This window comes from Streptomyces sp. NPDC002817, assembly GCF_053592055.1.
In genome coordinates, this window is record NZ_JBSFUY010000010.1 from 25,720 (window position 1) to 52,009 (window position 26,290).

Consider the following 26,290-nt stretch of genomic DNA (forward strand, 5'->3'; position numbering starts at 1 on the left):
TTCGAACGGAGAGCACGCGTGACCCGCAGCGTGTACGTGACCGGTATCGACCGCGGCGACGGCCGCCAGGTCGTCGAGCTGGGGGTCATGGAACTCCTGACCCGGCAGGTCGACCGGGTGGGTGTCTTCCGGCCCCTCGTCCACCACAGTCCCGATCGCCTGTTCGAGTTGCTGCGCGCCCGCTACCGCCTCTCCCAGGACCCCAAGACGGTCTACGGCATGGACTACCACGAGGCGTCCACGCTCCAGGCCGAACAGGGGACGGACGAACTGGTCTCGACGCTCGTCGACCGCTTCCACCTCGTCGCCCGTGACTACGACGTGGTCCTCGTCCTCGGGACGGACTTCGCCGACACCCAGCTCCCCGACGAGCTCTCGCTCAACGCCCGGCTCGCCAACGAGTTCGGGGCGTCCGTCATCCCCGTCGTCGGCGGCCGCAAGCAGCCCGCGGAGTCGGTGCTCGCCGAGACCCGTAACGCGTATCGCGCCTACGACGGCCTGGGCTGCGACGTCCTCGCCATGGTCACCAACCGGGTCGCCCGCGAGGACCGGGACCTCATCGCCGAGCGGCTCGACTCCTCCCGGCTGCCCGTGCCCTGCTACGTCGTGCCCGACGAGCCCGCCCTGTCCGCGCCGACCGTCTCGCAGATCGGCCAGTCCCTCGGCGCCAAGGTGCTGCTCGGTGACGACTCGGGGCTCGCGAGGGACGCGCTCGGCTTCGTCTTCGGCGGCGCGATGCTGCCGAACTTCCTCGGCGCGCTGACCCCGGGCTGTCTCGTCGTGACCCCGGGCGACCGCGCCGACCTGGTCGTCGGCTCGCTCGCCGCGCACAGCGCAGGCACCCCGCCGATAGCCGGTGTGCTGCTCACCCTGGGCGAGGTGCCGAACGACGACGTCCTCACCCTCGCCGCCCGCCTCGCCCCCGGCACGCCGGTGCTCTCGGTGCCCGGCACCAGCTTCCCGACGGCCGAGCAACTCTTCTCCCTGGAAGGGAAGTTGAACGCGGCCACGCCGCGCAAGGCGGAGACCGCGCTCGGCCTCTTCGAGCGCTACATCGACAGCGGCGACCTGCTCAAGCGGATCTCGGCACCGAGCAGTGACCGCGTCACCCCGATGATGTTCGAGCACAAGCTCCTGGAGCAGGCCCGCTCCGACAAGCGCCGCGTCGTGCTGCCCGAGGGCACCGAGCCCCGCATCCTGCACGCCGCCGAGGTGCTGCTGCGCCGCGGGGTCTGCGAACTCACTCTCCTCGGACCCGTCGACCAGATCCGCAAGAAGGCCGCCGACCTCGGTATCGACCTCGGCCCCGCCCAGCTGATCGACCCGGCCACCAGCGAGCTGCGCGACTCCTTCGCCGAGAAGTACGCGACCGTGCGCGCCCACAAGGGCGTGACGGTGGAGCTGGCGTACGACGTCGTCTCCGACGTGAACTACTTCGGGACGCTGATGGTGCAGGAGGGGCTCGCCGACGGCATGGTCTCCGGCTCCGTGCACTCCACGGCCGCGACCATCCGGCCCGCCTTCGAGATCATCAAGACCAAGCCGGACGCCGACATCGTCTCGTCCGTCTTCTTCATGTGCCTCGCCGACCGGGTTCTCGTCTACGGCGACTGCGCGGTCAACCCGGACCCGAACGCCGAGCAGTTGGCCGACATCGCCATCCAGGCGGCCGCGACCGCCGGGCAGTTCGGGGTGGACCCGCGGATCGCGATGCTGTCGTACTCGACGGGTACGTCCGGCTCCGGCGCCGACGTCGACAAGGTGCGCGAGGCGACCGAGCTGGTACGGCTGCGGCGGCCCGATCTGAGGATCGAGGGGCCCATCCAGTACGACGCCGCCGTCGAGCCCACCGTCGCGGCGACCAAGCTGCCGGAATCCGAGGTGGCCGGGCAGGCGACGGTCCTGATCTTCCCGGACCTCAACACGGGCAACAACACCTACAAGGCCGTGCAGCGTTCGGCCGGCGCGATCGCCGTCGGCCCGGTGCTCCAGGGTCTGCGCAAGCCGGTCAACGACCTGTCCCGGGGCGCGCTCGTCCAGGACATCGTCAACACCGTCGCCATCACGGCGATCCAGGCCCAGTCCCCCGCCCCGTCCCCCACCGAGAAGGCGTCCCAGCAGTGAGCTCGCCCCGCGGCACCCGCGTCCTCGTCCTCAACTCCGGTTCCTCGTCGGTGAAGTACCAGCTGCTCGACATGCAGGACAGCAGCCGGCTGGCCCTGGGCCTCGTCGAGCGCATCGGCGAGGAGTCCTCCCGGCTCAAGCACACGCCCCTCACCACGGGCGACTCCCGTGAGTGGACCGGGCCGATCCCCGACCACGAGGCCGCCCTGAAGGCCGTATCGGAAGAACTGGCCAAGGACGGACTCGGCCTCGACTCCCCCGAGCTGGCCGCCATCGGCCACCGCGTCGTGCACGGCGGGCAGTCCTTCACCGCGCCCACCGTCGTCGACGACGCCGTGCTCGCCGAGATCGAACGGCTGATCCCGGTCGCCCCGCTGCACAACCCTGCCAACCTCACCGGCATCCGCACCGCCCAGGCGCTGCGCCCCGACCTGCCCCAGGTCGCCGTCTTCGACACCGCGTTCCACACGACGATGCCGGAGTCGGCCGCCCGGTACGCGATCGACGTCGCCACCGCCGACGAGCACCGCATCCGGCGCTACGGCTTCCACGGCACCTCGCACGCGTACGTCGCCCGCGCCACCGCGAAGCTGCTGGGCAAGGCGCCGGAGGAGGTCAACGTCATCGTGCTGCACCTGGGCAACGGGGCCTCGGCCTCGGCGGTCGAGAAGGGCCGGTGCGTGGACACCTCCATGGGGCTGACGCCTTTGGAGGGGCTCGTGATGGGTACGCGCTCCGGAGACGTGGATCCGGCCGTCATCTTCCATTTGATGCGTGTTGGCGGAATGTCCACGGACGAGATCGACACTCTTCTCAACAAGAAGAGCGGCTTGATCGGGCTGTGCGGGGACAACGACATGCGGGAGATCCGCCGCCGGGTGGACGAGGGTGACGAACAGGCGCAACTCGCCTTCGACATCTACATTCACCGTTTGAAGAAGTACATAGGCGCCTATTACGCGGTGCTCGGCCGGGTGGACGCGGTCGCCTTCACAGCGGGGGTCGGGGAAAACGCGAGTGCGGTGCGGGAGGCTGCGGTGTCGGGCCTGGAGGAGCTGGGCCTCACGGTGGACAGCGAGCTCAACGCCGTACGGAGCGACGAACCGCGGCTGATCTCCCCGGAGTACGCGCGCGTGGCCGTGGCCGTCGTGCCCACCGACGAAGAACTGGAGATCGCCACACAGACCTACGCGCTGGTCGGAAGTAATACACGGCAGTAACACGCCTGAGCAGATAGGCGCCCATTTGTATCTTCCACCAGACGGAATATTCCGTAGCGAAACAAACCGATAGGATCGCCCCATGCGCCGTTCGAAAATCGTCTGTACTCTCGGCCCCGCGGTCGACTCCCACGAAATGCTCGTGTCCCTGATCGAAGCCGGCATGAACGTGGCCCGCTTCAACTTCAGCCACGGCACGCACGCCGAACACCAGGGGCGGTACGACCGCGTCCGTGCCGCCGCCAAGGAGACCGGCCGGGCCATCGGCGTCCTCGCCGACCTCCAGGGCCCCAAGATCCGCCTGGAGACCTTCGCCGAGGGCCCGGTGGAGCTGGAGCGCGGTGACGAGTTCGTCATCACGACCGAGGACGTCCCGGGTGACAAGCAGATCTGCGGGACCACCTACAAGGGCCTGCCGGGCGATGTCTCGCGCGGCGACCAGATCCTCATCAACGACGGCAACGTCGAGCTGAAGGTCCTGGACGTCGAGGGCCCCCGGGTCAAGACGATCGTCATCGAGGGCGGTGTCGTCTCCGACCACAAGGGCATCAACCTGCCCGGCGCGGCCGTGAACGTGCCCGCGCTGTCCGAGAAGGACGTCGAGGACCTCCGTTTCGCGCTGCGCATGGGCTGCGACATGGTCGCGCTCTCCTTCGTCCGGGACGCGGGCGACGTGCAGGACGTCCACAAGGTGATGGACGAGGAGGGTCGTCGCGTCCCGGTCATCGCCAAGGTGGAGAAGCCGCAGGCGGTGGCGAACATGGAGGACGTCGTGATGGCGTTCGACGCCGTGATGGTCGCCCGTGGTGACCTCGCCGTCGAGTACCCGCTCGAGAAGGTCCCGATGGTGCAGAAGCGCCTCATCGAGCTGTGCCGCCGCAACGCCAAGCCGGTGATCGTGGCGACCCAGATGATGGAGTCGATGATCACCAACTCCCGTCCCACCCGCGCCGAGGCCTCCGATGTGGCCAACGCGATCCTGGACGGCGCGGACGCGGTCATGCTGTCCGCCGAGTCGAGTGTGGGCGCGTACCCGATCGAGACCGTCAAGACGATGTCGAAGATCGTCTCCGCGGCCGAGCAGGAGCTGCTCAGCAAGGGCCTGCAGCCGCTCGTCCCCGGCAAGAAGCCGCGCACGCAGGGCGGTTCGATCGCGCGTGCCGCGTGTGAGATCGCGGACTTCCTCGGCGGCCGGGGCCTGGTGGCGTTCACCCAGTCCGGCGACACCGCCCGTCGTCTGTCGCGTTACCGCGCGGTCCAGCCGATCGTCGCCTTCACCACCGACGAGAGCACCCGCAATCAGCTGACGCTCAGCTGGGGCGTCGAGTCGCACGTCGTGCCGTTCGTGAACAGCACCGACGAAATGGTCGACATGGTCGACCAGGAGATCGCCAAGATCAACCGCTTCAACCCGGGCGAGATCGTCATCATCACCGCCGGCTCGCCCCCCGGCATCCCCGGCACCACCAACATGCTGCGCGTCCACCACCTGGGCGGCCAGAAGTAGGACCCCGGGGCCCCTCCGGGGGCCCCGACGGCCGAGGAGGCCTGTGTACGGCGCTGAGGGCGCCCCCTGGATCAGGGGGCGCCCTCAGGCGTGTTGCGGCTCCCGAACGGGCCTGTGGCGGCACTCAGTCGGTTTGGTAGCTGTGCAGCCCCGGCACGTGCAGGGTGCCGCCGAACTGGCCGGCCTGCACGACCGTCACCTTGGTGAAGTAGATCAGCGGGATGTTCAGCGGCGGCGGGCTCTCCGGGCTGAACGTCACCGGGATCAGCCCCAGCAGGTTGCCGGAGATGCTCTCCGTGTACATCACGGTGTCGCCGTCGCGGATCGTGGAGGTCGAGCCCTTGGCCGCCTGCACGTGGTAGGTCTTGCCGGACTGCTCGTCCTTCACCGTCTGGTGCAGGTCGCCGATGTCGGTGCCGTCGGATATGACGTACTTCAGCACCTCCTTGACGGTGCCGTCGGCCGTGCGCACCTTGACGATGCCCTTGTAGTCGGCGCCCTTCAGCAGCAACGAGCTGGCGTTCAGGTACCAGGGGTCGGCCGGCAGCGGCACGGTGTTGTCCACGCCGCCCTCCGCGTCGGTGGCGACCGGGCAGTCGTCGACGTCCGTGCTGGAGCTCGGCGACGGGCTGGCGGTGACCGCCTCGGCCGCCTTCTCGACGGCGTCGGTGGTGTCCTCGGCAGCCTTGGACGCCGCGTCGGTCGTGTCCTTCACGGTGTCCTCGACCGTGTCGGCGACCTTGCCGGTGGTGTCCTTGACGGCGTCGGACGCGTCGTCGTCCTTGCTGTCGTCGGAGGAGCTCTCCGAGGGCGAGGCCGACGGCGTCGGGCTGGCGCTCGCGGACGGCGAGGCACTCTCACCGCCCGTGAAGATGCCCTCGATGGCGTCGCCGATCTCCTCCAGCACGTTCCCGCTGCTCTCGGAGGCGGAGGGCGAGGGCGTGGCGGTGGCTCCGGACTGGGCGTCGTTGGAGCCCGCCGAGGACGAACTGGCGGACGCCGACGGCGTGGGCTCGGCCTCTTCGTCGGAACCTGAATCCGACGAAGAGTCGCCGCCCGAGTCGGAGCCCGGGGAAGCGGACGCCGAGGGAGTCGCCTCCGCGTCGTCGTCGGAGTCGCTCTCGGACGCCGAAGCCGACGGCGACGGCGAGGCAGACGCCGAAGCGCCGTCCTCCAGCGCCGTGACACAGTCCTTGTACTCGTCGGCCGTCAGGCTCTTGGAGGCGGGCTGGTCCTCGGCGTTGGCGAGCGTCGGCGTGAACCCCATCCCCATGAGGACCGCGGTCGGCATCGCCGCCAGGGCTATCGCCTTGCCCGCGGGCATGTGGAAGCGGGTGAACAGCGGCTTCTTGGGCGCCGCATGCCTTGGCCCGGTTCTCGCACGGGACCCCTCCACATCAGCCCCGTGGGTCACCTCGTCAGCCGGCACTGTGCCTCCCGTTCGCCCCGTTCGCCGGGCTCGTTCCTGACAGATCGTTCGGCTCACCGACGTCGTACGCGTCCTTGGAGAGCGTGGGAACCGCACCCTCGGGTGCGTTGCCCGCACCCGTGGTGTCCTCCTGGACCGGCTCCTGCACCGGCGGCTCGCCCGGCACCCAGGCCACGGCCATCGCTCCGCCGATGAGGGCGAAGAGGAAGCCGATGAGGAAACCGCCGAGGTTGGACACGGGGATGGACACCAGGGCCAGCAGGATCGCCGCGACGCCCGCGAACGTGCGGACGTGCTTCTGGAACCAGAGGCTGATGCCGAGGACGCCCAGCAGCACACCGATGATCAGCGACCCGGCGCCCGCGGTGGTGGCCATCGCGAGGGTCAGGTGACCGATCTGGAGGTGTGCGTAAGGGAAGTACGCGATGGGGATTCCGCCCAGAAGGACGAACAGCCCGGCCCAGAACGGCCGGTCGCCCCGCCAGGCGCGGAACTTCCGCTTGGCGACCCGGAGGTAGTGCTCATCGTGGCCGGGTGCGGCAGGAGTCTCGGCGCTCATGGAAAAACAGCTCCCTGGTGCGGCGTTGCTGTGGTGGTGAGTTGTACGGCGCGTGAAGAACCGCGCTTCACAGTGGACGGGCGGGGGCGCCACCGGCCCCCCCGCCCGTCAGCGAGTGCTTAGTAGCACTCCTTGACACCCGTCGACAGCGACATCTTCAGGCCGCTGAGCTTGAAGGTTCCGGCGGTGGTGGCCCACGCCGTCTGCTTCACGTCGGTCAGCGTGGCCTTCTCGGCCTGCTGGGCGAAGCCGAAGGGGTTGGCCTGCTCGCCGCCACCCTTCATGCCCGGACCCTTGCTGGCGTCCTTGGCCGCAACACCGATGTCGATGTTGGTGAACGTCGCGTCGGCCTCGAGTTCCTCGATGTCGACGTACAGGTTCTCGGCCTTGACCGGCGTACCGCCCCCGCCGGCCTTCAGCGTGAGGCTGACAGAACCGAGGATCGGGATGTTCGGGGTGACCACCGACTGGCACATGTTGGTGAGCTCCGCGCTCTTGAACGCGGAGACCGCGACGGGGTGAGCCGTCTTCTTGCCGTCAAGGGTGTACCCCGTGTCGAGGGCTCCGTACTGGGAGAAGCCCGTGCCCTCAAGCTTGTCCGCCGTCACCTTGAACGACTGACCCGACACACTGAACGACGCGGCGAGAGCGCCCTGCGCGAGGGCGACACCTATCGCAGCCGTGGCGGCCACGCTGGGCACCATCACGACGGCGAACCGCTTCCATCTGGTCCCGCCACGCACCTGGGACTCCATATTTCCTCCTTCTCGGACGTACATCTCCTGGCCCTGACTGCCCCTGTCGAACATGACGGCTCAGCCGGGCAGGGATGGGAGAAGTGCTACGTCCTCGGGAAGGGGAGCGCCCGTACTCGGAGGCGCGAACCGCGCACCGATCACCGGCGATCACCCCCGAGCGACAACCACTGGTCGCGCCTGAGCACATCACGCACAACCTTGCTGGACAGGCTCCACCGGAAGGCGAAGACCCCCCTGCCCAAGAGCAGGCACCACTGCTGCCTGCTCTGCTCGGTGGGGACCCAGGAGTTCCCGCGGGCCCGACCGGCTGTCGGGGTGCGGGGAATGGACCGAGCGTCGCCGATCGTGGTGCATTCTCGCCGCCCGCACAAGGGGCTTCGTTACTCGGTAGTAACGGCCGGATAACCGAACAACGACCCGCTGGTCTCGGCCGACGACTCAGGGTGGCCCGCAGGGGGCGGACAAAGTTGTTGATGGACGGACAGAATCCGACAGATCAACGCCCAAAACTTACTTGCAGTAACAGCGGCCGCGATTACCAAGATTTGGTAAAGCGCGGCCGCAGTGGCACTCCGTCGGCAAATCTTTCACTCGGGCACCACATGCCCGAGTGTTTAGGGACTGGTCAGAACGGGGCTCCCGCCCCGGTCGGCGCCGCCCCCTAGAACAGGGCCCGCGCCAGCGCCCGGCGCGACGCGATCACCCGGGGGTCATCGGCCCCGACGACCTCGAAGAGCTCCAACAGCCGTACACGTACGGCATCCCGGTCGTCACCGAACGTGCGTCGCACGGTGTCGATGAGCCGCCCGAAGGCGTCATCCACATGCCCGCCCACCAGATCCAGGTCGGCCGCGGCGATCTGCGCCGGCGCGTCGGCCGGCTTCTCCGCGGCGTCCTTGCGGACCTGCTGCGGGTCCAGGCCCTGCACCCGGTGGAGCAACTCGGCCTGGGCGAGACCGAGTTTGGCCTCCGTGTTCCCCGGGTCGTCACTCAGTACGTTCTTGTACGCCTGCACCGCGCCGCCGAAGTCCCCCGCGTCCAGGGCCTGTACGGCGGCCTCGAGCAGCGCGTCGTAGGGTCCGGCCGGCATCTCGGGCGCGGCGTCCTGTGCGGCGCCGGGCTCGGCGGCCGGGTCCACCGTGATCCCGGTGAGCCCGAAGCGCTGCTCGGCGACCTGCACCAGCTGGTCCAGGGTCTGCTGGATCTGCTCCTTGCCGGCGGCGCCCTGGAAGAGCGGCAGGGCCTGTCCGGCCACCACCGCGAAGACGGCGGGGATCCCCTGTACCCCGAACTGCTGCATCAGCATCTGGTTGGCGTCGACGTCGATCTTGGCGAGGAGGAGGCGCCCGTTGTACTCGACGACGAGCTGCTCAAGGACCGGGCTCAGCTGCTTGCAGGGCTCGCACCACTCGGCCCAGAAGTCGATGACGACCGGGACCTCGGTGGAGCGCTGCAGGACGTCCCGCTCGAACCCGGCCTCGTCGACGTCGATGACGAGATCGGCCGGCGAGACGCCTCCGGCGCCGCCGCCCTGCCGGGCCGCTGCGGCGCGCGCCTGCTCCGCCTTCTCCTTGGCCTCCTGGGCCGCCTTCACCGCGGCGAGGTCGACGACTCCGCTCATGGACATGTTCCGTGGCTGCATGCGTCTATCCTCCCCCGTCCGCGCGTGCAAGTGAAAAGCGTTGAGAAAGCCGGTACCGCTTCTGTACTGCCGGGCGCCGGGTCCCCACCCCACGCCAGTGGTTTCGCTACGGGTCGTAGCGTAATGGCACCGGGTGCCTCGGGGCCACCGGAGCCCGGTGATCTCCCTCACGGCCTCACAGGAACCGCCGGTTATGGTCGTGGGATGCAGAGCCGCACTCCCGCCCCACGGGCCACAGGACGCCCCCGCAGCGCCACCGCGGACGCGGCGATCCTCGCGGCGACCCGGGAGGCCCTGGTGGAGCTGGGCTGGTCCAAGCTCACGCTGGGAGACGTGGCGGCGCGGGCGGGGGTTGCGAAGACGACGCTCTACCGTCGCTGGGCGGGCAAGAACGAACTGGTCGTCGACGCGGTGGCGGAGCTCTTCGACGAGCTGGAACTCCCCGACCGCGGCACTCTCGCCGCCGACATCGAGGGCGTGGTCCTCCAGTTCGCGCGGATCCTGGACCGCCCGGAGGCGAAGAGCGGCCTGATGGCGGTGATCGCCGAGTCCACCCGCGACGAAGTGCTGCGCGAACGCATCCGCGAGTCGATCGTCGAACGCCAGAAGCGCCTGGTCCTGGAGGGCCGCGCCCGCGCCGAGCAGCGCGGAGAACTTCCCCCGGTGCCGGATCCGGAGGAAGCCGCGCGCACGGTGGATCTCATCTTCGACGTCGTCGCGGGCGCGGTGGTCCACCGCACCCTGGTGAGCGCGGGCGCGGCGGACGAGGAGTGGGTACGGAGCTTCACGAGGGTGCTGCTCCTGGGCCTGACCTCCGCTCAGAACCCCGCCGGCTCCGTATAGACGCCCCACTCGTCCCGCAGCACCCCGCAGATCTCACCGAGGGTCGCCTCGGCCCGTACGGCGTCCAGCATCGGCCCGATCATGTTGCCGCCGCCCCGGGCGGCCGCGAGCATCGCGTCGAGCCCGGCACGTACCGCGGCCTCGTCCCGCGCGCCCTTGCGGGCCCCCAGCACGCGCACCTGCTCCCGCTCCACCTCGTGGCTGACCCGCAGGATCTCCAGGTCGCCGGTGACGGAGCCGTGGTGGACGTTGACGCCCACGACCCTCTTGTCGCCCTTCTCCACGGACCGCTGGTACTGGAACGCGGACTCGGCGATCTCGCCGGTGAACCAGCCGTCCTCGATGCCGCGCAAGATGCCGGAGGTGATGGGGCCGATGGGATGCCGCCCGTCAGGATGGGCCCGCAGCCCCCGCTCCTTGATCTGCTCGAAGATCTTCTCGGCGTCGGCCTCGATACGGTCCGTCAGCTGCTCCACGTACCACGAACCACCCAGCGGATCCGCCACGTTGGCGACCCCGGTCTCCTCCATGAGTACCTGCTGGGTCCGCAGCGCGATCTCCGCGGCCTGCTCGGACGGGAGCGCGAGGGTCTCGTCGAGGGCGTTGGTGTGCAGGGAGTTGGTGCCGCCGAGCACGGCCGCGAGCGCCTCGACAGCCGTCCGTACGACGTTGTTGTACGGCTGCTGCGCGGTCAGCGACACCCCGGCGGTCTGGGTGTGGAACCGCAGCCACTGCGCCTTGTCGCTCCGCGCCCCGTACACGTCCCGCATCCACCGCGCCCAGATCCTGCGGGCCGCGCGGAACTTGGCGATCTCCTCGAAGAAGTCGACGTGGGCGTCGAAGAAGAAGGAGAGCCCGGGCGCGAAGACCTCGACGTCGAGTCCGCGACTCAGCCCCAGCTCCACGTACCCGAACCCGTCGGCGAGCGTGTAGGCGAGCTCCTGCGCGGCCGTGGAGCCCGCTTCCCGGATGTGGTACCCGGAGACGGAGAGCGGCTTGTACGCGGGGATGCCGGCCGCGCAGTACTCCATCAGATCCCCGATGAGCCGCAGATGGGGCTCGGGCTGGAAGAGCCACTCCTTCTGCGCGATGTACTCCTTGAAGATGTCGGTCTGGAGAGTGCCGTTGAGCACCCCGGGGTCGACACCCTGCCGCTCGGCGGCGACGAGGTACATGCAGAAGACGGGCACGGCGGGCCCGCTGATGGTCATGGAGGTGGTGACGTCCCCGAGCGGGATGTCCTTGAACAGCACCTCCATGTCGGCGGCCGAGTCGATGGCCACCCCGCAGTGCCCGACCTCTCCGAGCGACCGGGGGTCGTCGGAGTCCCGCCCCATGAGGGTCGGCATGTCGAAGGCGACGGACAGCCCCCCGCCCCCGTTGGCGAGGATCTTCTTGTACCGCTCGTTGGTCTGCTCGGCGTTCCCGAACCCGGCGAACTGCCGAATGGTCCACGTGCGCCCCCGGTACCCGGTCGGATAGAGCCCCCGCGTGAACGGATACTCCCCCGGCCACCCGATCCGCTCGAACCCCTCGTACCGGTCCCCCACCCGAGGCCCGTACACCGGCTCCACGGCATCCCCGGACAACGTGGTGAAGTCCGCCTCCCGCTTACGCGAGGCGTCGTACCGGGCCTGCCACCGTCGGCGGCCCTCTTCGATGGCGTCAGCGTCCATGCTTCAAATTTACTAGGACGTCCTAGTAAATGTCGACGGCAAGCCACCCGTTACTCTCGACGACATGAAGAAGAGCGTCCTGACCCGCTACCGGGTGATGGCCTACGTCACCGCCGTCCTGCTCATCCTGCTCACGATCGGCGTGATCGGGAAGCGGCTGCTGGACCTGGACGGGTTCGACGGCTTCGTCTCGGTGGTCGGCATCGCCCACGGCTGGCTGTACCTCATCTACCTGATCTTCGCCTTCGACCTGGGCACCAAGGCGAAGATGCCGCTGGGCCGCCTCGCCTGGGTGCTCCTCGCCGGCACGGTCCCGACCGCCGCCTTCTTCGTCGAGCGCAAGGTGACCCGGGAGGTCACGCCGCTCGTGGTCGACGACCCCGCCCCCAAGGCCGCCGCGGCCTGACGCTCACGCCGTGATGAAGTGGCACTGCGTGGCGCGCAGCTTGCCGTTCACGTAGAACCTCGCGCAGGCCTTGCCGTACTTCGGCAGCGTCTGCGCGGAGTTGCGCCGCAGCGGATCGCGTCGGCACTCGGTGTGTGTCTTGCCGCGGGCCGTCTTGTACGTCCGGTTGCTGGTGTCCGCGTAGGTGAAGTCGATCCTCCAGTTGCAGAACTTGGAGAAGGTCGCCGCGAGTCCCATGCAGTCCACGCCCGCCAACTGGCTCGTGATGCGCTTGCCCGAGCCGTCGATGGAGTGCGTCAGGAAGCACCCCACGGGGACCTTCACCCCCGCCCCGCGCAGGTCGTAGTCGAACGTCCCGATCGCGGTGGTTCCGGTGGCGCTGGCCTTCGCCACTCCTCCGGCGCCCAGCGTCACGGCACCGATGACCGCGACGGCGCTCCCGGCGGTCAGTAAGCGACGAGTGACAGCGCGAAGCTTCGACAAGGTCGATACCCCTGTTCGTGTTGGGCCCGGACTCCCACCGCCCGGACGGTGACCGCCCAACAAGATCCCAGGGAAAACATCGGCCCCTGACTGCCGTATCGATCATGCGCCGGTGAGATCACCTTCAGGTGCGACCCGCTGCCCGCACGTTGACCGACGGCCTCAGTCCTCGTCGAAGTCGTGCGCGGCCACCCGTAGTGGCCTCAGCATCGCGAAGAGTTCGGCGCACTCCTCCGCGTCGTACACGCCGAGTCCGAAGTCCATGGCCATGAGGTCGCGGGTGGCGGATTCGACGACCTCGCGGCCCTTTCCGGTGATGACGGCGAGCGTGCCGCGCCCGTCGTTGGGGTTGGGCTTTCTGTCCACGAGGCCCGATTTCACGAGGCGGTCGACCGTGTTGGTGACCGACGTGGGGTGGACCATGAGGCGCTCGCCGATCTTGGACATGGTCAGCTCGCCGGCCTTGGAGAAGGTGAGCAGGACCAGGGCCTCGTAGCGCGCGAAGGTCAGTCCGTACGGCTTGACGACCGCGTCGACCTCGGCGAGGAGGATCTGGTGGGCGCGCATGATCGAGGTGATCGCGGCCATGGACGGCACGTTTCCCCAGCGCTGCTTCCAGAGTTCGTCGGCGCGGGCGATGGGGTCGAAGGGAAGACTGAGGGGCTTCGGCACGGCACCAGACCTTACCGGCCGGTCACATGCTGGTCAGCACCGTCTTGGCATTCGGTCCGGCGGGCCGCCACGGCCAGCAGCACACAGCACGCCGTCCCCAGCACCCCCGCCCCCGCCACGGTCCCCGCGACGCCCGCGAACTCCGCCACCACCCCCGCCAGCGCCATCCCCACCCCCTGGATCGTCATCAGGCCGGCCGTCAGCAGCGTCATCGCCCGGCCCCGCAACTCCTCCGGCACCGCCCGCACGAACCACTGGTCCAGACCCAGCGTGTACGCCGACCCCGCCCCCGACAGCACCAACACCAGTAAGGAGACGGACAGACCCGGGTGCAGCACGTACGCCACGTACGGCACCAGCGTCACGCACACCAGCGGCAACGCGATCCGCTCCCGGGCCGCCGGCCCCAGCCGCGCCCCCGCCCACAGCTCCCCCGCGATCGTGCCCACCGGCAGCGCGCACATCAGCAGTCCCAGCCCCACCGACCCCGCGCCCAGATCGTCCGCGTACGGCGCCGCCAGCGCCTCCGGCACCACCGAGAACATCGGCGGCACCCAGAAGAGGAACAGCAGCACCCGGACCCGGCGGTTCGCGAACACCTGCCGCGCGCCCTTCAGAGACTCCGTCACCAGAGCGGTGCCGGCCCCCGCCCGCGCCGGCCGCCGCCGCGTGCCGAAGCGCAGCAGCACCGCCGACACACAGAACGTGGCCACCGTGATCAGCAGCGCATGCCGCGGCGCCACGACGGTCAGCAGCAGGCCGCCCACCCCGTACCCCACGAGCAGCGCGCTCTGCGACACGATCCGCAGCAGCGAGCGGCCCAGCACGAACAGATCGCCGTCCCCGAGGATGTCGGCCAGCGTCGCCATCCGCGTCCCCTGGAACACCGGCGCCACCACCGCCAGACAGCACCGCAGCGTCAGCAACAGCGCGATGCCCGCCCCCGGCACCGCCATCGGCAGCACGCACGCCGCGCACACCAGATCGCACACCACCAGCACCCGCCGGGCCGGAAAGCGGTCGGCGATCCCCGCGAGAAGGGTGCCGCCGACGACGTACGGCAGGAATCCGAGCGCGAACGCCAGCGCGCTCATCAGGGGCGAGCCGGTCAGGTCGTAGACGAGGACCGAGAGCGCGATCTCGCTGACCACGACACCCAGCAGGGAGAGCAGGTGCGCCACGAAGACCGCGCGGAACTCCCGTACGGCGAAGACGCGGCCGTAGCCGGTGGGCGGGGCGGCGGTGAGGGTGTCGTCCGTCATGGGCAGCAGCGTGCCGACCGCCCCGCCCACGCCCTAGAGTTTCGGACACAGCCGAATCTTCCCGCCATCCACCGGGGACCCTCATGCCTTCGCGACTGCACTTCGGTGAGGACGACTTCCTCCGCTGCCGCTTCGCGATCTCCCCCCTCTGGGAGACGCAGGAAGTCGTCCGCACGCTCAAACGACCCGACCGGCACGGCTATCACACACCCTGGCTGCGCCGGATCCGTACCGCGGCCGCCGGGCTCGATCTCACGCCGTTGTGGCTGCTGATGCCCCGCCGCGGGCACTCCCCCGACTGGCTGGGCCCGCCCCCGCTCGGACCCGCGGCCACCTTCGAGGAGGAGATCGCGGCCGTACGCGCGAGTGATCCGGAGGCCGCACGCGCGGACACCGCGAAGTCGCTCGCGTCCACGCCCGGCGCGCCGGCGTCGGCGCACGGGCGGGCCTGGATGCGGGATCCCGTCCGGATGGTGCGGGAACTGTCCGACGCGATGGAGGAGGTCTGGCGCACGCTCGTCGCCCCGGACTGGCCTCGGCTGCGCGCCCTGCTGGAGGCCGACGTCGCCTTCCACTCGCGCCGGCTGGCCGAGGTGGGGCTCGGCGGACTGCTGCCGGAGATCAGCCGGCGGTTCGGGTGGGACGCGGGGACGCTGACCGTCGAGCACCGGGGCGAGCACGAGCGACGGCTCGAAGGCCAGGGGCTGGTGCTCATGCCGAGCGTCTTCATCTGGCCCGACGTGGTCAGCACCTACGACCCGCCCTGGCAGCCGACCCTCGTGTATCCGGCGCGGGGCATCGGCGGGTTGTGGGCCGAGCCCGACGACCGTACGTCCGACTCGCTCGTACGACTCCTGGGCCGCGGCCGTGCCGCCGTGCTCGCCGCGCTCGACGAACCGGCCACGACCACCGCCCTGGCCCACCGGCTCGGACTGGCCCCGTCGTCCGTGTCCGCACATCTGACAGTCCTGCGCGATTCGGGCCTGCTCACCGCGAGACGCTACGGCCACCAGGTCCTGTACGAGCGCACACCGCTGGGCATCGCCATGAGCGGGACCGCGCCCCGCTAGAGGCCGCGGTCCCACTCAGGGGCGCGGGGAACTGCGCGACCAGCCACAACGAACCCGCACCCAAAACCCGGCCCTCCCCGCGGAGCGGTGTCGCATCCGGATCGGACATGTGATCCATGTCACGATGGGTGACGCACCCTTACCCAACGTCATCCTCGCGCAAGGGAGCAGCATGCCCCGGCTGACCCACACCCTCGCGGTCCTCGCGACCCTCACGGCGCTCGGGCTCGCGGCGGGCTGTTCGTCCGCGTCCGACGTCGAGGAGGCCTCCGTCGCCGGCGCGGCCAGCAGGAAGTCGGGATCGGATCCGGCGTCCCCGTTCTGGGTGGACCCCAACAGTTCCGCCGCCCAGCAGATCCAGCTGTGGCAGCGGGAGGGCCGTACCCAGGACGCGGCGCGGCTCCAGAAGATCGCGGACCAGCCGGCCGCGCTGTGGCCGGCCGGTGAGGTCGACCCGGGTCCGACCGTCAGGGCGGCCGTCGCGTCGGCCGCGGCCGAGGACCGTACGGCACTGTTCGTCGCGTACAACATCCCGCACCGGGACTGCGGTCAGCACTCGGCGGGCGGGGCAGCGGACGCGGACACATACCGGCAGTGGATCGGGAGGTTCGCGGACGCGCTCGGGGACGCCGAGGCCCTCGTCGTCCTCGAACCCGACGCGGTCGCGCACATCGTGGACGGCTGCACACCGGGCGAATACCACGCCGAGCGCGAGCAGTTGCTGGGCGAGGCGATCGACCGGCTGAAGCAGCAGCCGAACACCAAGGTGTACCTGGACGCGGGCAACCCGTCCTGGATCCGGGAGCCCCGCAAACTGGTCGAGCCGCTGCGGCGGGCGGGCGTCGCGAAGGCCGACGGCTTCTCGCTCAACGTCTCCAACTTCCAGACCGACGCCGCCACCAAGGAATACGGCCGCCACCTCTCCAAGGACCTCGACGGCAAGCACTTCGTCATCGACAGCAGCCGTAACGGCAACGGGCCGCTGCCGGGCGTGTGGTGCAACCCGCCCGGCCGGGCGCTGGGCACCGCGCCGACGACGCGCACGGGCGAGACGGCCCTGGACGCCTATCTGTGGGTCAAGCGGCCCGGCGAGTCGGACGGGACCTGCGAGGGCGGTCCGGACGCCGGGCAGTGGTGGCCGGAGTACGCCCTGGGGCTGGCGGGCAACTCCCGGAACTGACCGGCCACTTCACCTGCTCCGCCGGCTTCTTCTGCTTCGTCTGCTTCGTCTACTTCACCTGGATCCACTTGGCTTCCGACGAGGTGCCGTCCGCGTCCGTCACGAACAGCATGTACCAGCCGGGCGGCACCAGAGCCGGGTCCTTCGGCACATCGAAGGTGACGGCGTCCGCGTTCTTCGTGATGCCGAGTTCGATGGAGCGCTGTTCGACGTCGGTGGTGTGCGTCACCGCGCTCGGCCGCATCAGCCGGGCCTTGGCGATCCGGTCCGCGTCGTCGGTGCGGAAGGTCGCACGGTGGTTCGCGCCCAGTGCCTTCGGTCCGTCCTTCAGTTCGGGACGGCCGTCGCCGCCGCGGTGCAGGGCGGGCGGTGTGAAGATCTCCATGCGCTGCTCGAAGTGACCGAGCTTGGTGTTCTGCTGATCGTCGTAGAGCGGGTCGGAGCCGAAGCTGGCGACCCTTCCGTCGGGCAGCAGCAGCGCCTCGGAGTGGTAGTTGCGGCCCACCGTCGGGGACGCGGCCTCGTGGAAGACGTTGCCCTTCGGGTCGTAGAACTGCGCCTTGAGGATGTTGCTGGCGCTGCGGCCGCGGTAGTCCTCGGCGCCGTTCGCGGTGAACACGGTGTCGTCCGGCATGATCACGCTGTTCAGGTACCGCGTGCCCTGCGGGAGGTCGGGGCCGTCCTCGAAGACGGGGTTGTCCTTCTTCAGGTCGATGACGGCCGTGCGCGGGGTCGACTTCTTCGACTCGCCGACACCTCCGCCGCCGAGGATCATCACCTTCTGGTCCTGCGCGGGCGGGAGGAGGAGCGACGCCGAGGTCTCCGTCTCGTCGGCGTCACGCAGACCGGGGACCTTCTCGAAGGTGTTGGTCTTCAGATCCCACAGGCCCGGTTCGCGGCCCATGTCGGCAGGCCCGTAACCGGCGTTGGAGGCCGGATAGAAGAGCTTGCCGCCCTTGGTGAGGAAGAGCGCGGGGTACGTCGGGAAGTACCGCTTCGGCCCGGGAGACCACTTCTTGGTCTTCGGGTCGTAGATCTCGTTGTCGCCCGGGTCGATCATCCCCACGTCGTCCAGGCCGGAGACGGCGAGGACCCGGCCGTCGTCGAGGCCGACCAGGGTCGGGTACCAGCGGGCCTTGTCCATGGGGTCGACCGGGATGTACTTCTCGGCTACCGGGTCGAACTCGTAGGCGGCGCGGATACCTTGGAAGTCCTGCTTGTCGAGGGTGATCTTCTCGCTGAGCCCGTAGGCGTTGTCCGCGTCCTTGCCGGTCAGGCCCACGATCTCGTACTGGGCCTGCTTCTCGGTGACGGACATCGGGCCCTTCTCCACGGCCTCCACGAAGACCCGTGCCTCGGCGGCCGTCACCTTCGTCTGCCAGGGCTGCATCACACCGCGGGCGTTGTAGGTGACCTTGAAGGACTTCTTCGCCTTGGGGACGGTGACGTCGAACTTCGTGGCGTACTCGACTCCGGCGGGCGAGCGGAAGCGGGTCCCCTTCTTCAGGACCATCGCCCTGTCGGGGTTCTCGTTCTTCACGCGCATGCCGCCGCCGGCCCGGTCGACCTCGCCGTCGAGCAGCTCGTAGCGGGCGGTGCCGCCGGCCACGAGGAGTCTGCCGTCCGGGAGTTGGGCGTGTCCTGAGCAGAAGAAGTCGTCGGGGGTGGGGATCTTCTTGAAGGTGTCCGTGGCCGGGTCCCAGAGAACGGTGTCGAAGGACCCCTCGTCGAACTTCTTCTGCTCGTTCCCGGAGCCCGCGACGATGAGCACCTTGCCGGTGTGCAGGAGCGCCGCGTGGATCGCGTTGGTGCGGTACTCCTCCGGGATGTCGATCCGGCTCCAACTCCCGTACTTCGCCTTGTACTCGGGCTGGGCGATCTTGTACGCGTAGTACCGGTCGCCGGCGAAGTCGAGCGCGGCCGGGGCGTTCAGGCCGACCAGGATGGCGATGCCGCCGATGCCGAGGACGGTCTTCTTGGTGCGCTGGGACGGCTGGTAGGCCATGCCTAGTTGCCTCCTGTCGTGGTGCTGGAGGTGGTGGCGAGGGCGGGCTCGGTGCCGTCGACGGGACGGGGGGTGGCCGCGGCTGTGGCGCGGTGGGCCTGGCGTTCCCTCAGGCGGGTGGAGATCCACACCCCTACCGGGGCCAGGGATATCGCCATGGCCAGGACCGCCCAGGTGCGCATCGCCACATGCGTGTGCTCCAGGACGACCGAACCGGCCAGCGAGGTCGCGAGGAGGGCCGCCCAGAACAGATGGATGCGGAAGGTGAGCAGACGGTCGGGGCTGGCGTCGCCGCCCTTCGGGGTGACGACGAAGCGGCTGGGGCGGCGGATGAGGGCCTCGCCGAAGGACTTCAGGTAGATCGGCGCGGAGAGGGCCGACATCGCCATGCCCGCGAGGCCGCCGGAGCCCTCGGGCTCGTGCGGGGAGACGTTGTGGCGGCGGTTCCAGAGGTAGAGGCCGATCTGGAGGGCGGCCGCGTCGCTGTAGAGCATCAGCCAGACCGATGCGGCGACCTGGGTGCCGGACGCGCCGAACCAGAGGAACAGGAAACAGCTCAGGATGCCCAGCAACCAGTTGACGGCCGTCATCGGGTAGTAGACGAGCATCAGCGTGTACGAGAAGAGGCGCCCGGGCGGCATCGTGAACGGTGCCTTCCAGTACTGCTTGAAGAGCGTCTCGTACGTGCCGCGCGACCACCGCATCTGCTGGGTGAAGAAGTCCGTCCAGGAGGCGGGACCTTCGCCGACGGCGAGGACGTCGGGGGTGTAGACGCTGCGCCAGTGGTTGCGGGTTCTCGGGTTGCGGTGGCGGTGGAGCTCGAAGCCGGTGGCCATGTCCTCGGTGATGGAGTCGTAGAGGCCGCCGATCTGTTTCACGGCCGCGATGCGTACGACGTTGTTGGTGCCGACGAACATGGGTGCGCGGTAGCGGTTGCCGGCGCGCTGGATCAGCGCGTGGAAGAGGAACTGCTGGGACTCCGCGGCCTTGGTGACGGGGTTGTGGTAGTTGCCGTACACCTGCGGGCCCACGACGAAGGCGACGTCCGGATCCCGGAGGTAACCCGTCATCCGCTCCAGGAAGTTGGGGAGCGGAACGTGGTCGGTGTCGACCGAGGCGAAGAAGTCGTACTCGTCGCCGTGCATGGCGATCCAGGCGTTGTAGTTCCCGTGCTTGGTGTTGGCCTTGTGGACACCCTTGGGTCTGTTCCACTCGGGGACGCCGTGGCGGGTGAAGTGCCGTACGCCGAGTTCCGTGCAGAGGGCCTTTGCCGGTTCGTCGTCGCCTTCGTCCAGGAGCCAGACGTCCAGGGGGCCGGTGTGGGTGATCTTCGTGGCGCCTTCGAGGGTGGCGCGGACCATCTCCAGGGGTTCCTTGCCCGGGACGTACGTCGTGAGGAAGGCGACGCGGGTGCCGGATTCGGGGGTGACGGGGACGGGGTCGCGGGCCACGAGGGTGGCGTGTGCGACGGAGGCGACATTGACGACCATGAACAGCTCGATGAGCGCGATGGCTATGAGCATCGTGATGTCGAGGCCGACCATCCACTCGTCGCCGCCCTCGCGCTCGACCCAGTGGGTGGGCCAGACCAGGTAGACCAGCAGGGCGCCGGTGAGCAGGGGCGCGAGGGTCATGAGGAGGATCGCGCGTATTCGGTGCGGCTCGCCTGCGAGGAGTGAGGTGTACTGCACCCGGTACTTCTCGGACGGCTCCGTGAGCGGTCCGGCAAGTCGGCTGTGGGTGTCGTAGTCGTAGCCCTCCGGCCGCACAGCGCCCTCCAGTGATCGAACGAGCCGATACCCATACACAAGTGGAGGATTCGGGGCGTGTCGAACTGGGAGGGTCCAGGCGGGTGGGACGGCGTCGGGTGAGTGGGTGGATGCCTGCGGCGGCCCGTTGCGGTTCGGTGGGGGCGTGCGTCGCGCACTGCTCGCCGTCGGGGGTCGGTGCCGCACCGGGGGGTGTCCGTCCTCGGTCGGGCGGTGCGGTGTCTTTGGCGGTGCGGTTGGTCGGTCGCCCGACGCTGCGGGCGGACACCCCCGGGTACGTCCCCTGCTCGCCGTTGCGCCAGCGCGGGTCTCGTCCCGCCTGGGGTCCTCGACGGCGGCTCTACGACGGTCCGCGCCGGGGCTACTCGGTGAGGTGCCGTTCCACCGTCGCGACCTTGGAGGTCAGGCCGTCGGTCACGCCGGGGCGGATGTCCGCCTTGAGGACGAGGGAGACGCGCGGGGCGCGTGCCTCGACCGCGGCGACGGCGCGCTTCACGACGTCCATCACCTCGTCCCAGTCGCCCTCGATCGAGGTGAACATCGCGTCGGTGCGGTTGGGCAGGCCCGACTCGCGGACGACACGGACCGCGTCGGCGACGTACTCCCCCACCTCGTCGCCCACGCCGAGCGGCGTGACGGAGAAGGCGACGATCACGACGCCTTCACCGCGCTCTCCTGGCGGGCGCGGGAGGCGATGACCGCGTCCTCGGCCTCACGCTTGAGCTTGCGCTCGGCGAAGAAGCCGCCGGTGGGCAGGACCGAGAGGACGAAGTACAGGGCGGCGGTGCCCACGGGCCACTTCGTACGGTTCCAGGCGTCGGCCCAGAAGATCACGTAGAGGACGAAGAGAACGCCGTGGACCATGCCCATGACGGGCACCGCGTTGAAGTCCGTGGTCCGCTTCAGGACCGAGCAGACGAGCAGGAGCAGGAACGAGACCGCCTCGGGGGCGGAGACGAGGCGGAGGCGGCGGAGGGCGCTGGCGGTCTTGAGGTCCACGGGTCACCTTCGGTGGAGGGGCGTCGACGCTTTGTGAATGCGTGCACAAACGTTTGCCCATTGTGGCAAACGGCTGAGCGGGGACAGGCTGGGGGGTCCGTCGTCGACCTCTCGCAGCCAGGAGCGCGTGTGCGGTTCGTCTTCTTCATGACCCTGCCCGGACTGGTCGTCCTGCTCACTGTGCTGGCCTTCGTCGATCAGCTGCTGCTGCGGGCCGGCCGGGCCGGAGTACTGCCCTGGCGCAATGCTGCCCGCCAGGGGCAGGTCTCCGCGACCGGCTTCGAGCAACTGCACGCCGCCCTCTCGCCCGGCAAGCAGCACGAGCTCAAGGAACGGCAGAGCGCGCTGGTGATGCGGGACGACGAGGAGGACGGCGCACCCCCGCGCTCCACCGTCGACCTGACCTCGGGGAAGGCGGTCATACGGCTGCCCGGGGCCCACCGCTGACCCCCTAGGGGTGCGATCAGGGTCCCTCTCCACCCACGGGCCCTGTCGGCAAGGCCTTTCCGCGGGCTACCTTCGCAGCGTGGCGATGTTCCGACTTCAAGGCAGCAAGGTACTCGCCGTCGAGATGACCGGGGACGCCGTGAAGGCGAAGAACGGCTCGATGGTCGCGTACGACGGACAGATGGCGTTCAAGAAGCTCAGCGGTGGCGGTGAGGGCATCCGGGGCATGGTGACCCGGCGGATCACCGGTGAGCAGATGACGGTGATGGAGGTGAGGGGGCAGGGGACCTGCTGGTTCGCCGATCGCGCCTCCGAGATCAATCTCGTCGGTCTCCAGGGGGACAAGCTCTACGTGGAGTCGAGCAATCTGCTCGCGACCGACGGGGGACTGCGCACGGGGACCAGTTTCACGGGGCTGCGCGGCGCCTCGCAGGGCAACGGGCTGTTCACGACCACGGTCGAGGGGCACGGACAGGCTGCGATCACCTCGGACGGACCGGCCGTGGTGCTCCGGGTCAGCCCGCAGTACCCGCTGAGCGTCGACCCGGGGGCGTACATCGCGCACCAGGGGAATCTGCGGCAATCCTTCCAGTCCGGTGTGACATTCCGCACTCTCATGGGAGAGGGCGGCGGCGAGGCCTTCCAGATCCGCTTCGAGGGGGACGGCCTGGTGTACGTCCAGCCCAGTGAGCGGAACACGATCGCGGGGGATGTCTGAGATGGCCTTCCGTGAGCTCAACTCGAAGATGGTCGAGGCGACCGTCATGCCCGGGCAGCGGCTGTTCAGCCAGCGCGGCGCGATGCTCGCCTACAAGGGCGAGGTGTCCTTCACGCCCAACACCCAGGGCGGCCAGGGCGGGATCGCGTCGATGATCGGGCGCCGGGTCGCGGGCGAGGCCACTCCCCTGATGACCGTGGAGGGCAGCGGCACCGTCCTGTTCGGGCACGGCGGCCACCACGTCCAGGTGATCAACCTGACCGGCGACACCCTGTACGTCGAGGCGGACCGCCTCCTCGCCTTCGAGGGCACCCTGGATCAGGGCACGATGTTCATGGGCTCGCAGGGCGGCGTCATGGGCATGGTCCGCGGCCAGGTCACCGGCCAGGGGCTGTTCACCACCACCCTCAAGGGGCACGGCTCGGTCGCCGTGATGGCCCACGGCGGCGTCATCGAGCTGCCGATCACCCCGCAGCGGCCGGTCCATGTCGACCCGCAGGCCTACGTCGCCCACCACGGCGACGTCCGCAACAAGCTGTCCACCGCGCTCGGCTGGCGCGACATGGTGGGCCGCGGCTCCGGCGAGGCCTTCCAGCTGGAGCTCAGTGGCCACGGAACGGTGTTCGTCCAGGCGTCGGAGGAGAAGCTGTGAGCACCTACCCGGGCGCGGGCCCCACCGTCCACGACCCGTCGACGCTGCCCGTCGACGACAACGTGAACAACTACACCTTCTGCGTGGAGCTCAAGGGGAGCCAGTGGTTCCTGCAGAAGGGGAAGATGATCGCCTACTACGGTTCGATCGACTTCAACGGCGTCGGGCACGGGCGACTCGACCGACTTGTCCGTACGTCTTTCCATTCGCCTCTGCACGCGAGCGACTGGGTCGTGGCCGAGGGTTCGGGCAAGATGCTCCTCGCCGACCGGGCCTTCGACGTGAATTCGTACGACCTCGAGAACGGCAACCTGACCATTCGCTCAGGCAACCTGCTCGCTTTTCAGCCAAGTCTTGCCCTCAAGCAATCGATCGTGCCGGGTTTTCTGACCCTGATCGGAACCGGAAAGTTCGTGGCCGCATCTAACGGCCCGGTGGTGTTCATGGAACCCCCGATCCGGGTGGACCCGCAGGCGCTCGTCGGCTGGGCCGACTGCCCGTCGCCGTGCCATCACTACGACCACGGCTACATGACCGGCCTGATGGGCGGTCTACGTGCGATGACGGGCCTGGGCGGGGCCTCTGGAGAGGAGCATCAGTTCGAGTTCGTGGGGGCCGGCACCGTACTGCTCCAGTCCTCCGAGGCGCTGATGGCGGAGCAGGCCACGGGGGCGGTTCCCCAGCAGGCCGGAGTACCTGGTTCGGGAGTGCCGTCCACAGGTCCTTCACAGCAAGCGGGCACACCGCGCCTTCCCGGACAGCTGGGGGACCTCCAGCGTCGCTTCGGGCTGTGAGCGGTAGTCTGCGGAGTGTGACGTCGAACGTGTGCACGCCGTCACGCCGAAACCCTCACTAGTTCGCCTTTCAACTTCTTAGGTAGACTTCATTCATGGAGACCGAGACGGCCACGCCCTGGCTGACCGATGCGGAGCAGTGCGCCTGGCGCACCCACCTGGAGGTCAACAGGCTGTTGACGTACCAGCTCGAGAAGGACCTCCAGCCGTTCGGCCTGACAATGAACGACTACGAGATCCTGGTGAATCTCTCCGAGTCGGAGGACGTACGGATGCGGATGAGCGATCTCGCGTCCGCCACCCTCCAGTCCAAGAGCCGCCTCTCGCACCAGATCACCCGCATGGAGAACGCGGACCTGGTGCGGCGCGAGAACTGCGAGTCGGACCGCCGCGGTCTGTACGCGGTCCTGACCGAGCACGGCATGGAGACGATGAAGAAGGTCGCGCCACACCACGTGGCGTCTGTGCGGCGCCACTTCATCGACCTGCTGAACCCCGATTCCATGGCGGAGCTCGACAAGTCCCTCAAGCCCATCGCGGAGCATCTGCGCGGCCAGCGCGGGCGCCCCTGACCGGGTAGCGGCAGCTAGACGAGCGGCAGGCGGAGTTCGAACAGGGCTCCGCCTGCCGGTGCGTCGCGGACCGTGAGCGTGCCGCCATGACGTGCGGCGACGTCCCGGGCGATGGCGAGCCCGAGCCCGGCGCCGCCGTCGTCACGGCCGCGGGCCTCGTCGAGCCGTACGAACCGCTCGAAGATCCGCTCCCGGTCGGCCTCGGCCACCCCGTCCCCGTCGTCGGCGACCTCGACGACGCCCCACGCCCCGTCCCGTCGTACGGTCACACCGATCACCGCACGGGCGTGCCGCTGCGCGTTGTCGAGCAGATTGCCGATCACCCGCTCCAGCTGGCTCCGGGACCCGGCCACCGCCACGTCCGCCACCTCGACGGTCACCCCGTCCCGCCCCCGCGCCTCCCGCCGCACCACCTCTCCGAGGTCGAGCCGCTTGTCGCCGACTCCCTCCCCCGCGTCCAGACGGGCGAGCAGCAGCAGATCGGCGGCGAGGCGCTGGAGTCGTACGGTGTCCTGGACCGCGCCCGGCACGTCCAGCAACTCAGGATGGGCGGCGCCCACTTCCAGCTGGGTGCGCAGGGACGCGATCGGGCTGCGCAGTTCGTGCGAGGCGTCGGCGACGAACCGGCGCTGGCGCTCCACGGAGGTCTCCAGCGCGGCCAGCGTCGCGTTGGTGGTGCGGGCGAGCCTGGCGACCTCGTCGTGGGTGTCCGGCTCCGGTACCCGTCGAGCGAGGTCCTCGGAGGCGGTGATCGCGGCCATCTCGCGCCGGATGCCCTCGACCGGGCGCAGGGCGCGCCGGGTGACGAGCCAGGTCGCGGCGGCGACGACACCGAGCAGCAGCGGGAAGCCGATCAGCATGACGGTGAGCGCGGTGTCCACGGCGCTCTGTTCGGTGTCCAGGGACTCACCGGCGTAGACGGTCAGCTTCACCCCGTCGTCGGTCTCCACCGGGAGCGCCGCGAATCGGTAGTCGGCGCTCTCGCCGTCGATGGTCGCGGTGCCGTCGGTGAGCTCGACGTCGTCGCCGATCTCGCCGGGTTCGAGGGCGGTGTCGTCGTCCGCGTCGTCATCGGGGTCGTCGTCGCCCGAGCCGCTCGGGCCGCCGGGCTGCGCCGGTGCCTTCACCGCGTCGGTGGCGGTGCCGCTGATCCGCTCCAGACCGTCGCTGACCGCGACCAGCGTGCCGTTCGCGTCGACGACCTGGACCGGGTTCTCGTCGTCCAGGTCCAGGTCGGCGTACGACTTCCCGGTGGCGAGCAGGGTGGCCACCCCGCGCGCCGAGCGTTCCGCCTGGGTGTCCGCCTGGTCGATGAGGTTGGACCGCAGCGAGAACAGCACCGCCGCCCCGGCCATCACCAGCGCCACGGCCACGACGAGACTGGCACCGAGGGTCGCGCGCGAGCGGACCGAGCCGAAGAACCTGCTCACCGTCCCCCCTCCAGCCGGTACTCGTCCTCCGCGATCAACAGGCGCATACGTACAGGTTCGCAAAACGAAGCTG

The 26,290-nt window shown here is 69.4% G+C and carries 25 protein-coding genes; 12 read left to right on the forward strand and 13 right to left on the reverse strand.

What is annotated here, in order from left to right; genetic code table 11:
- Positions 1 to 18: 18 nt before the first annotated feature.
- The 3 genes from pta (at position 19) to pyk (ending at position 4,851) form a co-directional block, all read left to right on the forward strand.
- Positions 19 to 2,124 (forward strand): phosphate acetyltransferase, encoded by a 2,106-nt coding sequence (pta, locus tag ACWD3I_RS20665; RefSeq protein ID WP_365393161.1) that lies wholly within the window; start codon positions 19 to 21, stop codon positions 2,122 to 2,124.
- Complete coding sequence (locus ACWD3I_RS20670) at positions 2,121 to 3,344, forward strand: acetate kinase (protein WP_365393158.1); 1,224 nt, start codon at positions 2,121 to 2,123, stop codon at positions 3,342 to 3,344. Before pta ends, ACWD3I_RS20670 begins: the two co-directional genes overlap by 4 nt.
- Before the next feature lie 82 nt (positions 3,345 to 3,426).
- Complete coding sequence (gene pyk, locus ACWD3I_RS20675; RefSeq protein ID WP_365393155.1) at positions 3,427 to 4,851, forward strand: pyruvate kinase; 1,425 nt, start codon at positions 3,427 to 3,429, stop codon at positions 4,849 to 4,851.
- Between the two features lie 124 nt (positions 4,852 to 4,975).
- On the opposite strand, the gene ACWD3I_RS20680 is transcribed toward pyk, so the two are convergent.
- From ACWD3I_RS20680 to ACWD3I_RS20695, 4 genes are all read right to left on the reverse strand, one after another.
- The gene (locus ACWD3I_RS20680; RefSeq protein WP_365393152.1) at positions 4,976 to 6,280 is read right to left on the reverse strand and encodes a hypothetical protein; all 1,305 of its coding nucleotides are present in this window, start codon (positions 6,278 to 6,280) and stop codon (positions 4,976 to 4,978) included.
- Entirely contained in the window at positions 6,270 to 6,839 is a 570-nt protein-coding gene (locus ACWD3I_RS20685; protein WP_365393149.1) for a DUF6114 domain-containing protein, read from the reverse strand. The genes ACWD3I_RS20680 and ACWD3I_RS20685 overlap by 11 nt, the downstream gene beginning before the upstream one ends.
- Before the next feature lie 119 nt (positions 6,840 to 6,958).
- Positions 6,959 to 7,594 (reverse strand): DUF6230 family protein, encoded by a 636-nt coding sequence (locus ACWD3I_RS20690; RefSeq protein WP_365393146.1) that lies wholly within the window; start codon positions 7,592 to 7,594, stop codon positions 6,959 to 6,961.
- Between the two features lie 664 nt (positions 7,595 to 8,258).
- Positions 8,259 to 9,239, reverse strand: a complete 981-nt coding sequence (locus ACWD3I_RS20695) for a tetratricopeptide repeat protein (RefSeq protein WP_365393144.1) — start codon at positions 9,237 to 9,239, stop codon at positions 8,259 to 8,261.
- Positions 9,240 to 9,443: 204 nt separating this feature from the next.
- Between ACWD3I_RS20695 and ACWD3I_RS20700 the strand changes: the two genes are divergently transcribed.
- Positions 9,444 to 10,082 (forward strand): TetR/AcrR family transcriptional regulator, encoded by a 639-nt coding sequence (locus tag ACWD3I_RS20700; protein ID WP_365393141.1) that lies wholly within the window; start codon positions 9,444 to 9,446, stop codon positions 10,080 to 10,082.
- On the opposite strand, the gene ACWD3I_RS20705 is transcribed toward ACWD3I_RS20700, so the two are convergent.
- Positions 10,058 to 11,758: an acyl-CoA mutase large subunit family protein gene (locus tag ACWD3I_RS20705; protein ID WP_365393138.1), complete on the reverse strand. Its 1,701-nt coding sequence runs from the start codon at positions 11,756 to 11,758 to the stop codon at positions 10,058 to 10,060. The genes ACWD3I_RS20700 and ACWD3I_RS20705 overlap by 25 nt on opposite strands.
- A 64-nt stretch (positions 11,759 to 11,822) precedes the next feature.
- On the opposite strand from ACWD3I_RS20705, the gene ACWD3I_RS20710 reads away from it, so the two are divergent.
- Positions 11,823 to 12,164 (forward strand): DUF3817 domain-containing protein, encoded by a 342-nt coding sequence (locus ACWD3I_RS20710; RefSeq protein WP_365393135.1) that lies wholly within the window; start codon positions 11,823 to 11,825, stop codon positions 12,162 to 12,164.
- A gap of 3 nt (positions 12,165 to 12,167) precedes the next feature.
- On the opposite strand, the gene ACWD3I_RS20715 is transcribed toward ACWD3I_RS20710, so the two are convergent.
- From ACWD3I_RS20715 to ACWD3I_RS20725, 3 genes are all read right to left on the reverse strand, one after another.
- Positions 12,168 to 12,647 (reverse strand): hypothetical protein, encoded by a 480-nt coding sequence (locus ACWD3I_RS20715; protein ID WP_365393132.1) that lies wholly within the window; start codon positions 12,645 to 12,647, stop codon positions 12,168 to 12,170.
- A gap of 162 nt (positions 12,648 to 12,809) precedes the next feature.
- A complete protein-coding gene (locus ACWD3I_RS20720) occupies positions 12,810 to 13,319 on the reverse strand; it encodes a MarR family winged helix-turn-helix transcriptional regulator (RefSeq protein ID WP_365393129.1) in 510 nt (169 codons plus the stop codon).
- Between the two features lie 11 nt (positions 13,320 to 13,330).
- A complete protein-coding gene (locus ACWD3I_RS20725) occupies positions 13,331 to 14,581 on the reverse strand; it encodes an MFS transporter (RefSeq protein ID WP_365393126.1) in 1,251 nt (416 codons plus the stop codon).
- An 83-nt stretch (positions 14,582 to 14,664) separates the two neighbouring features.
- Here ACWD3I_RS20725 and ACWD3I_RS20730 point away from each other — a divergent pair, with 83 nt between their 5' ends.
- Positions 14,665 to 15,651 carry an ArsR/SmtB family transcription factor gene (locus ACWD3I_RS20730; protein ID WP_365393123.1) on the forward strand — a complete coding sequence of 329 codons (987 nt, stop codon included), beginning with the start codon at positions 14,665 to 14,667 and terminating at the stop codon, positions 15,649 to 15,651.
- Positions 15,652 to 15,823: 172 nt separating this feature from the next.
- Positions 15,824 to 16,831 (forward strand): glycoside hydrolase family 6 protein, encoded by a 1,008-nt coding sequence (locus tag ACWD3I_RS20735; protein WP_365393120.1) that lies wholly within the window; start codon positions 15,824 to 15,826, stop codon positions 16,829 to 16,831.
- Positions 16,832 to 16,880: 49 nt separating this feature from the next.
- Here the strand turns inward: ACWD3I_RS20735 and ACWD3I_RS20740 are convergent, their stop codons facing one another.
- The 4 genes from ACWD3I_RS20740 to ACWD3I_RS20755 form a co-directional block, all read right to left on the reverse strand.
- On the reverse strand, positions 16,881 to 18,836 hold the full coding sequence (locus tag ACWD3I_RS20740) for a radical copper oxidase GlxA (RefSeq protein ID WP_365393117.1): 1,956 nt from the start codon (positions 18,834 to 18,836) through the stop codon (positions 16,881 to 16,883).
- A gap of 2 nt (positions 18,837 to 18,838) precedes the next feature.
- Complete coding sequence (locus ACWD3I_RS20745; RefSeq protein ID WP_365393114.1) at positions 18,839 to 20,605, reverse strand: glycosyltransferase family 2 protein; 1,767 nt, start codon at positions 20,603 to 20,605, stop codon at positions 18,839 to 18,841.
- Between the two features lie 361 nt (positions 20,606 to 20,966).
- On the reverse strand, positions 20,967 to 21,260 hold the full coding sequence (locus ACWD3I_RS20750) for an MTH1187 family thiamine-binding protein (protein WP_365393111.1): 294 nt from the start codon (positions 21,258 to 21,260) through the stop codon (positions 20,967 to 20,969).
- Entirely contained in the window at positions 21,257 to 21,604 is a 348-nt protein-coding gene (locus ACWD3I_RS20755) for a DUF3817 domain-containing protein (RefSeq protein WP_266887937.1), read from the reverse strand. The genes ACWD3I_RS20750 and ACWD3I_RS20755 overlap by 4 nt, the downstream gene beginning before the upstream one ends.
- A 129-nt stretch (positions 21,605 to 21,733) precedes the next feature.
- Between ACWD3I_RS20755 and ACWD3I_RS20760 the strand changes: the two genes are divergently transcribed.
- From ACWD3I_RS20760 to ACWD3I_RS20780, 5 genes are all read left to right on the forward strand, one after another.
- Positions 21,734 to 22,051 carry a DUF6191 domain-containing protein gene (locus ACWD3I_RS20760; RefSeq protein WP_365393107.1) on the forward strand — a complete coding sequence of 106 codons (318 nt, stop codon included), beginning with the start codon at positions 21,734 to 21,736 and terminating at the stop codon, positions 22,049 to 22,051.
- Between the two features lie 85 nt (positions 22,052 to 22,136).
- On the forward strand, positions 22,137 to 22,769 hold the full coding sequence (locus ACWD3I_RS20765) for an AIM24 family protein (protein ID WP_365393246.1): 633 nt from the start codon (positions 22,137 to 22,139) through the stop codon (positions 22,767 to 22,769).
- 1 nt (position 22,770) lies between these two features.
- On the forward strand, positions 22,771 to 23,421 hold the full coding sequence (locus tag ACWD3I_RS20770) for an AIM24 family protein (RefSeq protein ID WP_365393243.1): 651 nt from the start codon (positions 22,771 to 22,773) through the stop codon (positions 23,419 to 23,421).
- Complete coding sequence (locus tag ACWD3I_RS20775; RefSeq protein ID WP_365393105.1) at positions 23,418 to 24,215, forward strand: AIM24 family protein; 798 nt, start codon at positions 23,418 to 23,420, stop codon at positions 24,213 to 24,215. Before ACWD3I_RS20770 ends, ACWD3I_RS20775 begins: the two co-directional genes overlap by 4 nt.
- Before the next feature lie 95 nt (positions 24,216 to 24,310).
- Positions 24,311 to 24,787, forward strand: coding sequence for a MarR family winged helix-turn-helix transcriptional regulator (locus ACWD3I_RS20780; RefSeq protein WP_361542074.1), 477 nt, complete (start codon positions 24,311 to 24,313; stop codon positions 24,785 to 24,787).
- Between the two features lie 14 nt (positions 24,788 to 24,801).
- Here the strand turns inward: ACWD3I_RS20780 and ACWD3I_RS20785 are convergent, their stop codons facing one another.
- The gene (locus ACWD3I_RS20785) at positions 24,802 to 26,217 is read right to left on the reverse strand and encodes a sensor histidine kinase (protein ID WP_365393102.1); all 1,416 of its coding nucleotides are present in this window, start codon (positions 26,215 to 26,217) and stop codon (positions 24,802 to 24,804) included.
- Positions 26,218 to 26,290: the final 73 nt, after the last annotated feature.

Excerpts from the sequence above, each read along its gene's own strand:
- pyk (WP_365393155.1), top strand. The coding sequence starts at position 3,427 with ATGCGCCGTTCGAAAATCGTCTGTACTCTCGGCCCCGCGGTCGACTCC.
- ACWD3I_RS20685 (WP_365393149.1), bottom strand. The coding sequence starts at position 6,839 with ATGAGCGCCGAGACTCCTGCCGCACCCGGCCACGATGAGCACTACCTC.
- ACWD3I_RS20690 (WP_365393146.1), bottom strand. The coding sequence starts at position 7,594 with ATGGAGTCCCAGGTGCGTGGCGGGACCAGATGGAAGCGGTTCGCCGTC.
- ACWD3I_RS20695 (WP_365393144.1), bottom strand. The coding sequence starts at position 9,239 with ATGCAGCCACGGAACATGTCCATGAGCGGAGTCGTCGACCTCGCCGCG.
- ACWD3I_RS20700 (WP_365393141.1), top strand. The coding sequence starts at position 9,444 with ATGCAGAGCCGCACTCCCGCCCCACGGGCCACAGGACGCCCCCGCAGC.
- ACWD3I_RS20705 (WP_365393138.1), bottom strand. The coding sequence starts at position 11,758 with ATGGACGCTGACGCCATCGAAGAGGGCCGCCGACGGTGGCAGGCCCGG.
- ACWD3I_RS20710 (WP_365393135.1), top strand. The coding sequence starts at position 11,823 with ATGAAGAAGAGCGTCCTGACCCGCTACCGGGTGATGGCCTACGTCACC.
- ACWD3I_RS20725 (WP_365393126.1), bottom strand. The coding sequence starts at position 14,581 with ATGACGGACGACACCCTCACCGCCGCCCCGCCCACCGGCTACGGCCGC.
- ACWD3I_RS20730 (WP_365393123.1), top strand. The coding sequence starts at position 14,665 with ATGCCTTCGCGACTGCACTTCGGTGAGGACGACTTCCTCCGCTGCCGC.
- ACWD3I_RS20735 (WP_365393120.1), top strand. The coding sequence starts at position 15,824 with ATGCCCCGGCTGACCCACACCCTCGCGGTCCTCGCGACCCTCACGGCG.
- ACWD3I_RS20740 (WP_365393117.1), bottom strand. The coding sequence starts at position 18,836 with ATGGCCTACCAGCCGTCCCAGCGCACCAAGAAGACCGTCCTCGGCATC.
- ACWD3I_RS20765 (WP_365393246.1), top strand. The coding sequence starts at position 22,137 with ATGTTCCGACTTCAAGGCAGCAAGGTACTCGCCGTCGAGATGACCGGG.
- ACWD3I_RS20770 (WP_365393243.1), top strand. The coding sequence starts at position 22,771 with ATGGCCTTCCGTGAGCTCAACTCGAAGATGGTCGAGGCGACCGTCATG.
- ACWD3I_RS20780 (WP_361542074.1), top strand. The coding sequence starts at position 24,311 with ATGGAGACCGAGACGGCCACGCCCTGGCTGACCGATGCGGAGCAGTGC.